Here is a 13074-nt window from a genome sequence, read left to right as displayed (position 1 = left end):
GGTCTTCGGCTCGTGCGCTCGGCGGGGTTCCGCCCGCGCGGTGACTGGCGGCGAGTCCCGTGCTGATGGCGCAGGGTGTGGCGGGAGACTATCCGACCATGCGCTCCTATGTCATGTTCCGCATTTGTTCGGACAAATGTTGACAGCGGTGAGGAGCGGGGGCAGGCTTGGGCCGAGGGTGCCGAGCGGGCGCCCGCCCCGCCCCGACGAAGTGGAAGGGAAGCCCATGACCGTTTCGACCACTCCGCCCCTGGATGTCCTGACCATCGGCCGCTGCGGCGTCGACATCTACCCCCTCCAGATCGGTGTCGGCCTGGAGGACGTTGAGTCCTTCGGCAAGTTCCTCGGCGGCAGTCCCACGAATGTCGCCGTCGCCGCCGCCCGCTACCGTCATCGCTCCGCCGTCATCACCGGCGTGGGCGACGACCCCTTCGGCCGCTTCGTCTGCCAGGAGATGCGCGCCCTGGGCGTCTACGACGACTACGTCGTGCCCAAGCCGGGCATGAACACGCCGGTCACCTTCTGCGAGATCTTCCCGCCGGACAACTTCCCCCTCTACTTCTACCGCGAGCCCTCCGCCCCTGACCTCGAGCTCGACGGCGCCGACATCCCCCTCGACGCCGTGCGCGACGCCCGCATCTTCTGGGTCTCGGCCACAGGGCTGACCAAGTCCCCCTCCCGGGGGGCCCACCATGCCGCGCTCGACGCCCGGGGGCGCCGGGCGCACACGATCGCCGACCTCGACTTCCGCGAGATGTTCTGGCCCGACCGCGCCACCGCCCACGAGGAGGTCGCCAAGATCCTGCCCAAGGTGACCGTGGCCATCGGCAACCGCGAGGAGTGCGAGGTCGCCGTGGGCGAGACCGAGCCGGACCGCGCCGCCGATGCCCTCCTGGAGGCCGGCGTCGAGCTCGCCATCGTCAAGCAGGGGCCGCTGGGCACCCTGGCCAAGACCCGCGACGAGCGCATCGAGATGCCCGTGACCCCCGCCGAGACCAAGAACGGCCTGGGCGCCGGGGACGCCTTCGGCGGGGCCGTCTGCCACGGCCTGCTGTCGGGCTGGTCCCTGGAGAAGACGATCTTCGCCGCCTCCACCGCGGGCGCCATCGTCTGCGAGCGCATCGAGTGCTCGACGGCGATGCCCACCGAGCCCGAGCTCCTCAACGTCATGCGGCGCCACCGCGACCGGTGCGCCCCGAGCCTGAAGGATCTGTGACATGGCAGGACTGACCGAACGACTCGTCGAGATCCGGGCCAATGACCCCGAGCGCATCGCCCGGGCCCTGGCCGATCGCCCCCGCGGCGCCCTGCCCACCGACGGCGGCAAGCTCATGATCATCGCCTGCGACCACCCCGCCCGCGGCGCGCTCTCGGCCGGGCCCGATCCCCTGGCCATGTCCTCGCGCGAGGATGTCCTCGCGCGCTGCGTCGAGGCCCTGGGCCGTCCCGGCGTGAACGGTTTCCTGGGCACCGCCGACCTCATCGAGGACCTCGCCCTGCTGGGCGCCCTGGACGGCAAGCTCGTCTACGGCTCGATGAACCGGGGAGGTCTGGCCGGGGCCTCCTTCGAGATGGACGACCGCTTCACCGGCTACGATGCCCGCGGCGTCGTCGGGGCCGGTCTCGATGGCGGCAAGATGCTCCTGCGCATCAACTACTCCGACCCGGCCACGGCCGACACCCTGGCGGCCTGCGCGCGCGCCGTCGACGAGCTCGCCGAGAACCGGGTCATGGCGATGGTCGAGCCCTTCATCTCCCGCTGGGAGGAAGGACGTATCATCAACGACCTGAGCCCCGACGCGGTCATCTCCGCGATGGCCATCGCCTCCGGCCTGGGGCGCACCTCGGCCCGCACCTGGCTCAAGCTCCCCGCCGTGGCGGAGATGGAGCGGGTGATGGAGGCGTCGACACTGCCGGCCCTCATCCTGGGGGGCGCGGTCAGCGAGCGCGCCGATGAGGCGCGCGAGGCCTGGGCGCGGGCGCTGGCCCTGCCGACGGTCAAGGGCCTCGTCATCGGCCGCTCACTTCTCTATCCGCCCGACGACGACGTCGCCGCCGCCGTCGACTCCACCGTAGGACTGCTCTCATGACCACTGGACACACCGCGATCCCCGTCCCCAGCGTCACCGACATCCACATCCCCGCCGGCTCCTCCGGCCACGACGGCCTCGCCGTCGACATCACCCCCGAGAGCGCGGGGTGGACCTACTCCGGGCTGCGCGTGGCCGTGCTCGAGCCGGGCTCCTCGCAGACCCTGTCCACCGGGGAGTCCGAGCTGCTCGTGCTCCCGCTCGAGGGCGGCTGCGCCGTCGAGGTCGATGGCCGGGGCTACGAGCTCGACGGGCGCGCCGGCGTCTTCACCGGCATCACCGACTATCTCTACATCCCCCGTCACAAGGACTTCACCCTCTCCTCGCCCGGAGGCGGGCGCTTCGCCCTCCCCTCGGCGATCGCCACGCGCGATCTGCCCGTGGCCTACTACGGGCGCGAGCAGGTGCGGGTGGACCTGCGCGGCGCCGGCGACTGCTCGCGCCAGGTCAACAACTACTGCCTGGCCAATGGGGTCGAGACCAGCCACCTGCTGTGCTGCGAGGTCCTCACCCCCGGGGGCAACTGGTCCTCCTATCCCGCCCACAAGCACGACGAGCGCTCCGAGGCCGAGCGCGAGCTCGAGGAGATCTACTACTTCGAGATCGCCGACAGCCCCGAGGGCAACCCCGGCTTCGGCCTTCACGCGACCTACGCCGCGCGCCAGGACCGCCCCATCGACCTGTGCGTGCCCGTGCGCAAGGGGGACGTGGCCCTCGTGCCCTACGGCTACCACGGCCCCTGCGTTGCGGCCCCCGGCTACGACATGTACTACCTCAACGTCATGGCCGGGCCGGATGAGGATCTCGTCTGGCTCGCCCCCGACGACCCGTCCCATCACTGGATCCGTGCCACCTGGGAGACCCAGGAGGTCGATCCCAGGCTGCCCATGGCGCGCTGATGCCCGGGCGGGCCGGCCCGGTGCCGCTCGTCCGTCCAGCGACCCCTCCATTCCAAATGACCGTTTGATATGACATGCTTTGCGCATCGTCCGAAGCCGCACGAGAGAGAGACCACGAACGTGAGCAATGAGGCCTACTCGGGAACCATCCGCCTGACCGTGGCGCAGGCGACCATCCGCTTCCTGTCCAACCAGTACTCCGAGCGCGACGGCGTCGAGCAGCGCCTCATCGCCGGCGCCTTCGGCATCTTCGGCCACGGCAATGTCGCCGGTATCGGTCAGGCGCTCCTCCAGAACGAGATCGAGCCCGCCGACGGCGAGGGGCCGATGCCCTACATCATGCCCCGCAATGAGCAGGGCCAGGTCCACGCGGCGGCGGCCTTCGCCAAGGTCAAGAACCGGCTGCAGACCTACATGTGCACCGCCTCGATCGGCCCGGGCAGCCTCAACATGATCACCGGCGCGGCCCTGGCCACCACCAACCGGCTCCCCGTCCTGCTCTTCCCCTCCGACCAGTTCGCCACCCGCGTCCCGGACCCGGTGCTCCAGCAGCTCGAGGACCCGCGCACCCTCGACGTCACCGTCAATGACGCCTTCCGCCCGGTCTCGCGCTTCTTCGACCGCATCAACCGGCCCGAGCAGCTCATCCCCTCGCTCCTGAACGCCATGCGCGTGCTCACCGACCCCGCCGAGACCGGTGCCGTCGTCATCGCCATGCCCCAGGACGTCCAGGCCGAGGCCCACGACTGGCCGGTGGAGTTCTTCCGCAAGCGCGTGTGGCACGTGCGCCGCCCCCTGCCCGAGCCCGCCGCCCTGGCGCGCGCCGTGGACATGATCAAGGCCGCCAAGCGCCCCATGATCATCTCCGGCGGCGGCACCATCTACTCCGAGGCCTCGCAGGAGCTGCGCGCCCTGGCCACGGCCACCGGCATCCCCGTGGCCGACACCCAGGCCGGCAAGGGCGCCATCAACTTCGACCACCCCTGCGCCATCGGGGGCGTGGGCTCCACCGGCGGCGACTCGGGCAACCACATCGCCGACAAGGCCGACCTCGTCATCGGCGTGGGCACCCGGTACTCCGACTTCACCACCGCCTCCAAGACGCAGTTCAAGAACCCCGACGTCCGCTTCGTCAACATCAACGTCTGCGCCTTCGACGCCGCCAAGGAGAGCGCCGAGATGGTCGTGGCCGACGCCCGCGAGGCTCTGGCCGCCCTGACAGCGGCGCTGGACGGCTACCACGTGGACGAGGCCTACTCGGCCGAGATCGCCGCCGAGCGCGAGGGGTGGCTGGCCCGCACCGCCGAGTGCTACCACCTGGGCCACGGCCCGCTGCCCGCCCAGACCGAGGTCTTCGGGGCGCTCAACGAGCTCATGGGCGATGAGGACATCATGATCAACGCCGCCGGCTCCATGCCCGGCGACCTCCAGGCCCTGTGGCAGGCCCGCACGCCCGTCCAATACCACGTGGAGTACGCCTTCAGCTGCATGGGCTACGAGGTGCCCGCCGCCCTGGGCTGCAAGCTCGCCCGCCCCGAGTCCGAGGTCGTCTCGATCGTCGGCGACGGCACGTACCAGATGCTCCCCATGGAGCTGGCCACGGTGGTCCAGGAGGGCATCAAGGTCATCTACGTCCTGCTGCAGAACTACGGCTTCGCCTCCATCGGGTCGCTGTCGGAGTCCCGCGGCTCCCAGCGCTTCGGCACCAAGTACCGCCGGCGCGGGTCGGGCAGCCATCTGGCCGACGAGGAGCGGATCCCCGGCGTCGACATCGCCGCCAACGCGCGCTCCTGGGGCATCGAGGTCCACGAGGTCCACTCCATCGCCGAGTTCCGCGAGGCCTACGCCAAGGCCGCCGCCGGCGAGAAGCCCTCGATGATCCACATCGAGACCGACCTCCACGGACCCAACCCGCCCGGGTCGAGCTGGTGGGACGTGCCCGTCTCCGGTGTCTCCCGCCTGGAGTCCACGCAGAGGGCCTACGAGGACTACTGTCGCGATCGCGGGCCGCAGCGCCACTACCTGTGAGCGCGCCGAGGCGCCGCGCGGGCGCCGGAGGTCATCGGGGCGCCTGAGGCGGGGAGCCGGGGGAGATCCCGGGTTCCCCGCCTCGGGCGGTGCTCGGAGGGAGGGCTGCGCCGGAGGGCTCCGTGGGCCACTGTCCGGACTCTGGGCCGAAGGTCACAATGTGCTGACAAAGGTCCTGGGATGCCGTAGTGTGACGACGTCACGTCCGGTACCCGCGCGAAGCGGCCGGTCTCGACGGCGGCCAGCGACGATCGCCGGCCTCACCCCTCGATTCGAAGGAGTCAATGACGATGAAGACGATCCAGCACTGGATCAATGGAGCGTATTACGAGGGCAGCCCGATCGGCCGCTTCCCCGTCGAGAACCCCGGCACCGGCGAGGTGGTCAAGGAGCTGATCCAGGCCTCCGAGGCCGACCTCGATCACGCCGTCGAGGTGGCCAGGGAGGCCCAGAGGAGCTGGGCCGGCTACTCCCTGGCCAAGCGCACCGCCATCATGTTCAAGATGCGCGAGCTGGTCCTGGCCCACTCCGACGAGATGGCCCGCCTCATCGTCGAGGAGCACGGCAAGAACTACTCCGACGCCATCGGCGAGATCCAGCGCGGCCGCGAGACCCTCGACTTCGCCACGTCGATCAACGTCGCCCTCAAGGGCGAGTACTCATTCGACATCTCCACCGGTGTCGACATCCACACCATCCGCCAGCCCGTCGGCGTCGTCGCCGGCATCTGCCCCTTCAACTTCCCCGCCATGGTGCCCATGTGGATGCACCCGGTGGCCATTGCCACCGGCAACGCCTTCATCCTCAAGCCCGCCTCCGCCACGCCGTCGGCGGCGCTGCTGACGGCCGAGCTGTACAAGGAGGCCGGCCTGCCCGACGGCGTCTTCAACGTCGTGTCCGGCAACCGCACCATGGTCGCCAAGGTCCTGGAGCACCCGGGGATCGACGCGATCTCCTTCGTCGGCTCCACGCCGGTGGCCCACATCATCCAGAACACCGGCGTCGCCAACGGCAAGCGCGTCCAGGCGCTGGGCGGGGCGAACAACCACGCCATCGTCATGCCCGACTCCGACCTGGACTTCGCCGCCCAGCACATCTCCGCCGCCGCCTTCGGCGCCGCCGGTGAGCGCTGCATGGCCCTGCCGGTCGTCGTGGCCGTGGGCGGCTGCGGCCCCGACCTCGCCCAGCGCGTCAAGGCCCACGCCGAGAGGATCAAGGTCGGTTACGGCATGGACGAGGGCGTCGAGATGGGCCCCGTCATCGACGCCAAGTCCAAGGAGTTCATCGTCGGCCTCATCGACGAGGGCGAGTCGAAGGGCGGGCAGGTGGTCCTCGATGGGCGCGCTCTGGTGATCCCCGGCCACGAGAACGGCCACTTCCTCGGCCCCACCATCGTGGACAACGTGCCGCTCGACTCCGACCTCTACCGTGAGGAGGTCTTCGGCCCGGTGCTCTCCATCGTGCACGCCGACACCTACGACGACGCCATCGAGATCGTCAACTCCTCGCCCTTCGGCAACGGCTCGGCCATCTTCACCAACGACGGCGGCATCGCCCGCCGCTTCCAGCTCGACGTCGAGGCCGGCATGGTCGGCGTCAACGTGCCGATCCCCACGCCGGTCGCCTACTACTCCTTCGGAGGGTGGAAGGAGTCCCTGCTGGGAGACACCCACATCCACGGCCCCGAGGGCGTCAAGTTCTACACCCGCGCCAAGGCCATCACGTCCCGCTGGCCCAGCGAGAAGACCTACGCCGCCACCATGTCGTTCCAGCGCGAGGAGTGACGGCGCGCTGAGAGCGGATCCGGGGCGGCGCGCTCCGGCCGAGGGGCCGTCGGGCCCACGGGCCGGGTGCGCCGCCCCGGGGCGCTCTCGAACAACTTTGTCCGCACAAAACCTTCCCCTGTGACGGTGGGGGCTGTATGCTGAGCATGGTTCCGAAACGATTCGGAGCATCTGTTGCGAAGGAGCACCACGATGTCGACGACGACAACGATCTCGAAGGCTGTCAACACCAACGACCCGAAGTACTCGAAGCTCACGATCGGCGTCTGCCCGGACCAGTGGGGCGTCTGGTTCCCCGAGGATCCCAAGCAGATGGACCCCCGCCAGGCCTGGGAGGAGATGGCCGAGGCCGGCTTCGAGGTCATCGAGACCGGCCCCTACGGGTACTTCCCGACCGACCCCAAGGAACTGCAGAAGTGGTGCGACGAGTTCGGCATGCGCGTCGTCGCCGGCACCGGCTGGGGGATCCTGCACAAGCAGGAGGCCTGGGAGACCACGCTGAAGACCTTCCGCGCCATTGCCGAGACCCACGCCGCCGTCGGAGCGGAGTACATCGTCCACCTCCCCCCGCTCTACCGCGATGATAAGACCTGGGAGTGGACCGATGACCGCGTCCTGAGTGATGACGCCTGGAAGCTCTACGTCGAGCACGCCAACGCCCTGGGGCAGATGCTGCTGGACGAGTACGGCCTCAAGATGGTCCTCCACCCCCACGGCGACTCCCACATCGAGACCCCCGAGGAGATCGCCCGGATCTTCGACGCCACCGACCCGACCTACGTCAACCTCTGCCTCGACTCCGGCCACGTGGTCTACGGCGGTGGCGACCCCGTCGAGCTGTGCCGGAAGTACCCCGAGCGCATCACCTACGTCCACATCAAGGCCTTCGATGAGGCCATCACCCGCGAGGCCCACGAGAAGGACTGGCCCTTCGGCGAGGCCGTCACCAAGGGCGCTTCGGTCTGCCCGCCCGCCGGCCTTCCCGAGATGCACGAGTTCGTCGATGCCCTGGCGGCTCTCGACAAGCCCATCTACGCCATCTGCGAGCAGGACTGCTACCCCTGCGACCCGTCCTTCCCCAAGGCCAACGCCATCAACATGCGCACCTACCTGGCCGAGTGCGGCCTGGGGCTGGCCTGACCCCGGGGCGGCGAGCCTGATCCCTGTCCATCACGATCCCGTACCACGACTCTCAATGAGGAGAAGACAATGACAGTCCGTATCGGCCTCATCGGCGCCGGCGGCATGGGCCGCGCCCACCTGGCCCGCATCCAGGACGATCTCTCGGGCGGCGAGATCGTCGCCGTCGCCGACATCAACCCCGACGCCGCGAGGTCCGCCGCCGAGCCCTACGGTGCGAAGGCCTACGTCAGCTCCGATGAGCTCATCAACGATCCCGACGTCGACGCCGTGCTCATCGCCACCTTCGGCAAGGTCCACGCGCCCGATGTCATCAAGGCCATCGAGGCCGGCAAGTACGTCCTGTGCGAGAAGCCCCTGGCCACCACCGCCGAGGACTGTATCGCCATCATGGACGCCGAGCAGAGGGCCGGCAAGAGGCTCGTCACGGTCGGCTTCATGCGCCGCTTCGACGCCGCCTACAACGAGATGAAGGAGGTCCTCGACTCCGGCGAGCACGGCCAGGTCCTCATGGTCCACAACCGCCACCGCAACCCCTCGGTGCCGGAGAACTACACCTCGCGCATGGCCATCGACGACACCGCCATCCACGAGTTCGACACGATGCGCTGGCTGCTGGGCGAGGAGATCGTCAAGGTGCGCGTCGACCGCCCCAAGCCCACCACCCACCGCTTCGACCACCTCATCGATCCCATCGTCGTCGTGGCCTACACCGAGTCCGGGGTGCGCATCGACGATGAGGTCAACGTCAACCTCCAGTGGGCCTACTCCATCGAGTGCGAGCTCGTCCTCGAGACCGCCGCCGTGCGACTGGGGGACCAGGAGAGGATCCACATCCGCGACTCCCACGGCAACCGCAACGCCATGTGCCAGTCGCATATCGACCGCTTCCAGGCCGCCTTCAACCGGGAGGTCCAGGAGTGGATCAACGCGGTCGCGGAGGACCGCCACACCGGATCCACCGCCTGGGACGGCTACGCCGCCACCTGCGTTGTCGACGCCGCCGTGAAGTCCCATGAGGATGGCGGCTCGCCGCTGGTCGACGTGGAGCTCATCGACAAGCCGGGCTTCTACGCTTGAGCCCCGCTGAGCGCCGCACGGAAGGAGAACGACATGGTTGATATCGCACTCGACCCCAATATGTACTACCGCACGATGCCCACCCCGCAGACCCTCCACAAGGCGGCCGAGCTGGGCTTCGAGCACGTGGAGCTCTCGCCGAACGCCGACTTCCACTTCTGGCACCACCGCCCGGCCGCCGATGACGCCTTCGTCGCCGAGCTGAACAAGGCCCAGAAGGAGACCGGCGTCAAGGTCCGCACCCTCAACCCCGTGTTCAACTGGTCCTCCCTCGACGAGCGAGAGCGGGCCGCCCAGGTGTCCAACTGGCGGCGCCTGCTCGAGCTCGCCGATGCCCTCGACGTCCGGGAGATCACCTCGGAGTTCTCCGGGGACCGGAACGACGCCAAGGGCAGCGAGGAGCAGTGGTTCCGATCGATCGAGGAGCTCATCCCGGATTTCGAGAAGTACGGGATCCGCCTCAACATGGAGGCCCACCCCTACGACTTCATCGAGCTGCACGACGACGCCCTGCGCCTCGTGCGCGCCGTCAACAAGGACTGGATCGGCTACGAGTTCTGCTGCCCGCACGCCTTCCACCTCTCCGATGGCGCGGGCGACGTGGAGCGCATGATCCGCACGGCCTCCGACGCGGGCAAGCTCCGCGAGGTCCACGTGGCCGACGTGTTCAACCACCGGGCCAACGACGGCAACCGGTACATCATCAACCCGCCGGGCGCCGATGTCACCGTGCACCAGCACAACGAGATCGGCAACGGCGAGGTCCCCTGGGACACCGTCTTCTCCACGCTGCGCGACGTGGGCTTCGACGGCGTCGTCTCCGTATGCGTCTTCGGCTGGCACGAGCGGGCCGACGACATCAACCGAGCGATGCTCGAACGGCTCAGGACTGAGCTCGGCTGAGCCCGGCTGGGGCCCGCCCGACGGGCCGGCCCCAGCTCCTGGCGGCCTCAGCGCTGAGTCCGCGATACTTCACCCAGGCCTGCACAGGCGCGGGCCGGTCCCGATCAAGGAGTACCACATCCATGTCCGATCAGACGACGTCGGTGGACTACTACACCCACGACAAGATCACGGAACTGGTGGAGCAGACGCCACCATCCGGGAAGAAGCGCTCGCTGGGCGCGATCGCCATCGTCGCCACGCTGGGATCGCTGCTCTTCGGCTACGACACCGGAGTGATCTCCGGGGCGCTGCCCTACATGTACCTGCCCACCGATGCGGGCGGTTTGAACATCAACGCCACCGAGGAGGGGCTCGTCGGCGCCACGCTGTGCCTGGGCGCGGCCCTGGGCGCCTGGCTCGGCGGACGCCTGTCCGACATGTACGGGCGGCGCCACAACATCACCGTCCTGGCCATCGTGTTCCTCGTGGGAGCACTGGGATGCACCTTCTCCCCGAACATCTGGGTCCTCTACGTCTTCCGCGTCGTGCTGGGCTTCGCCGTGGGCGGTGCTTCGGCCACCGTGCCCGTCTTCCTCGGTGAGACGGCGCCCAAGCGCATTCGCGGCACCCTCGTCGCCCTCGATCAGATGATGATCGTCTTCGGGCAGTTCGTCGCCTTCTCCATGAACGCCGCCCTCGCCCAGGCGCACGGCGGGCCCGCCGTCCACGTCAACGGCGAGGAGCAGCAGTGGGAGGCCGTCAAGCACACCGTCGACCTGGCGATGATCGACGGCGGCAACGGCACGGCCTGGCGCTACATGCTCGTCATCGCCTCGCTGCCCGCGATCTTCCTGTGGATCGGCATCCGCATGATGCCCGAGTCCTCCCGCTGGTACGTGGCGAACCTGCGCATCCCCGAGGCCATCGGCGCCCTCAAACGAGTGCGCGACGAGGCCAAGGACGGCCCCATCGCCAACGAGATCGACGAGATGATCGAGGTCCAGCGCCAGGAGGCGACGCAGGAGAAGTGGGGGCTGTCCCAGATCTGGGCCACCCCCTGGACCCGCAAACTGCTGTGGATCGGCATCATCCTGGGCCTGGCGGACCAGTTCACCGGAATCAACACCGCGATGTACTACACGCCCAAGGTCCTGGCCGCCGCGGGCTTCTCCGTGACCGACTCGATCTCCCTCAACGTGATCTCCGGCGGCATCTCCTTCATCGGCTCCGCCGTGGGCCTGTGGCTGGTGACCAAGTTCGCCCGCCGCCACGTGGGCATCTACCAGGAGGCCTCGATCGTGGTCTCGCTGACGGCCCTCTCGGCGGTCTTCTTCTTCATGATCCAGCCCTTCCAGGACTCCGAGGGCAACATCGATACCGGGGCCGCGGGCTTCAACTCATTCGCGCCGGTCCTTGTGCTCATCATCGTGTGCCTGTTCGTGTTCGCCAAGCAGTCCGGCACGGTGACCTGGGTGCTCGTCTCCGAGATCTTCCCGGCCAAGGTCCGCGGCACCGCGCTCGGCCTGGCGGTCGCGGCCCTGTGGATCGCCAACGGCATCGTCGCCTACATCTTCCCTGTCATGATGGAGTACATCGGCGGGGCGGGCACCTACCTCATCTTCGCCCTCATCAACGTCGGCTCCCTCCTCTTCTACATGAAGGTCGTGCCCGAGACGAAGTACGACTCCCTCGAGGAGCTCGAGATGCGCTTCGAGAAGGAGTACAGCTGATCGCCGGCTCCTTCCACACGCGTCCGGGCGCCGGGGTCATCCCGGCGCCCGGACCGCTGCGCCTGCGGGCCGGCGCCTGGCTGGCCGGCCTGCTGCTGGGCGCCGTCCACGGCGTCATCGCCATCAGCCTGGGCGCCCGCGCCGAGGGCGTGCCCGCGCTCGTCATCGCGCTCGGCCTGGGGATGGCCCTGGGCGCCCTCGTCGCCCGCTGGCCGAGCGACTACCTGGGGCGCAGGCCGGTCAACCTCGCCGCCGGGGTGCTCGTCGCCCCCGCGGCTCTGGGGGCCGCCCTCCTGCCCGGGCCCTGGCCGCTCGCGGGCGCCGCCGTCGTGGGACTGGGCGCGGGGGCCCTCCTGCTCGTCCTGCCCCAGATCGCCCACGAGCTGTCCCTGCGGGGGCACCGCCGCCTCACTCCGCAGGCCCTCGCCCTCATCCCCGCCGGAGCGGCGGCCAGCGCCCTCATCTCCCGGTGGTCGCCGGATGCGATCATGACCGCCTGGCTCCTCGTCCTGGGCCTGGGGGCGGTCCATGCGCTCCTGGCCGCCGGCCTGCCGGAATCGCCTGTGTGGAACGCCGCTCACGGGCGCCTCGACCGATCCGTGGCCGCTCTCAAAGAGCTTCACGGTCCTCTCGAGGCCGCTGTCGCGATCGACTGGGCGCGCCTCGACGCCGAGATGCTCGCCGAGCAGCAGCCCCTCACCGGCGCGGACCTGCGCGTTCCCCAGGTGCGCGCCGCCGTGCTGACCGGTTTCGTCCTCGTGCTGGCGCGCGAGGCCCCGCTGGGCGCCGCGGCGCTGGTGCTGGGGCTGCGCATGGTGGCCGACGCCGTAGGCGCGAACGCGGTTCCCACGGCATGGACCCTCGCCCTGGCCGTCGGCTGGATCGCCGTCTCCGCCCTGGCGCTGCTCCTCGTCCTGAGGGTGGACGGGCTGCGATTCGCCAGGATCGTCCTCGGCGTCGCCCTGACGATCCTGGCGGCCACCGCCCTCGTCGCCGGCGCCTCGGCGCCCCTGGGGGCGGGACGGGGCGCTGGGACGACGCTGGGGCTGCTCGGGCTCGTCGCCGCGCAGTGGATCGGTCTCGAGCCGGCCTGCCGGGGGGCCATCGACCCCAGGGTGCCGCCGTGGCTCGTCGCCGCGCAGCGGCGCGCCTGTGCGCTGGGGGAGTCGATCGCGCGGTTCGCGACCATCCTCGTGCCGATCATCATTGTCCAGGAACTCGGCGCGGTGACGGCCGCGTACGCGCTGCTCGGCTTCGAGGCCGTGGTACTCGTCGTCGTCCTTCTGCGCCTGCCCCGCAGTGTCGGCGCGGGATGAGGCGGTCCCGGAATGCCGGGGGCTCGGGCCAATAGTCCCTCGATAAATGTCCGGACAAATAGGGTAGGCTGAGGTGCATGTCAACGAGGCCGGCCATCGCGTGGCGGGCCTGCCACCACCGA

The 13074-nt window shown here is 69.5% G+C and carries 10 protein-coding genes; all 10 read left to right on the top strand.

Annotated features, from left to right (window positions below):
• Window positions 1–226: 226 nt before the first annotated feature.
• The gene (gene iolC, locus B6G06_RS06850) at window positions 227–1216 is read left to right on the top strand and encodes a 5-dehydro-2-deoxygluconokinase (RefSeq protein ID WP_095532444.1); all 990 of its coding nucleotides are present in this window, start codon (window positions 227–229) and stop codon (window positions 1214–1216) included.
• A 1-nt stretch (window position 1217) separates the two neighbouring features.
• Window positions 1218–2090 (top strand): Cgl0159 family (beta/alpha)8-fold protein, encoded by an 873-nt coding sequence (locus B6G06_RS06845; protein WP_080461882.1) that lies wholly within the window; start codon window positions 1218–1220, stop codon window positions 2088–2090.
• Window positions 2087–2989: a 5-deoxy-glucuronate isomerase gene (iolB, locus tag B6G06_RS06840; RefSeq protein WP_081171674.1), complete on the top strand. Its 903-nt coding sequence runs from the start codon at window positions 2087–2089 to the stop codon at window positions 2987–2989. The genes B6G06_RS06845 and iolB overlap by 4 nt, the downstream gene beginning before the upstream one ends.
• Before the next feature lie 120 nt (window positions 2990–3109).
• Window positions 3110–5017, top strand: coding sequence for a 3D-(3,5/4)-trihydroxycyclohexane-1,2-dione acylhydrolase (decyclizing) (gene iolD / locus B6G06_RS06835; protein ID WP_080461880.1), 1908 nt, complete (start codon window positions 3110–3112; stop codon window positions 5015–5017).
• 290 nt (window positions 5018–5307) lie between these two features.
• On the top strand, window positions 5308–6801 hold the full coding sequence (locus B6G06_RS06830) for a CoA-acylating methylmalonate-semialdehyde dehydrogenase (protein ID WP_081171672.1): 1494 nt from the start codon (window positions 5308–5310) through the stop codon (window positions 6799–6801).
• Between the two features lie 210 nt (window positions 6802–7011).
• A complete protein-coding gene (locus tag B6G06_RS06825) occupies window positions 7012–7941 on the top strand; it encodes a sugar phosphate isomerase/epimerase family protein (protein ID WP_081172261.1) in 930 nt (309 codons plus the stop codon).
• Between the two features lie 69 nt (window positions 7942–8010).
• Window positions 8011–9021 (top strand): Gfo/Idh/MocA family protein, encoded by a 1011-nt coding sequence (locus tag B6G06_RS06820; RefSeq protein ID WP_081171670.1) that lies wholly within the window; start codon window positions 8011–8013, stop codon window positions 9019–9021.
• Window positions 9022–9054: 33 nt separating this feature from the next.
• Window positions 9055–9924, top strand: coding sequence for a sugar phosphate isomerase/epimerase family protein (locus tag B6G06_RS06815; RefSeq protein ID WP_081171668.1), 870 nt, complete (start codon window positions 9055–9057; stop codon window positions 9922–9924).
• Between the two features lie 122 nt (window positions 9925–10046).
• Window positions 10047–11636, top strand: coding sequence for an MFS transporter (locus B6G06_RS06810; RefSeq protein WP_081171667.1), 1590 nt, complete (start codon window positions 10047–10049; stop codon window positions 11634–11636).
• A gap of 149 nt (window positions 11637–11785) precedes the next feature.
• The gene (locus B6G06_RS06805) at window positions 11786–12952 is read left to right on the top strand and encodes an MFS transporter (protein WP_240494033.1); all 1167 of its coding nucleotides are present in this window, start codon (window positions 11786–11788) and stop codon (window positions 12950–12952) included.
• Window positions 12953–13074: the final 122 nt, after the last annotated feature.

The sequence above is a fragment of the Actinomyces gaoshouyii genome, from assembly GCF_002076915.1.
Taxonomy (GTDB): domain Bacteria; phylum Actinomycetota; class Actinomycetes; order Actinomycetales; family Actinomycetaceae; genus Actinomyces; species Actinomyces gaoshouyii.
The sequence above is the reverse complement of the archived record's forward strand: the minus strand, read 5'-3'. Positions and strand labels throughout refer to the sequence as shown.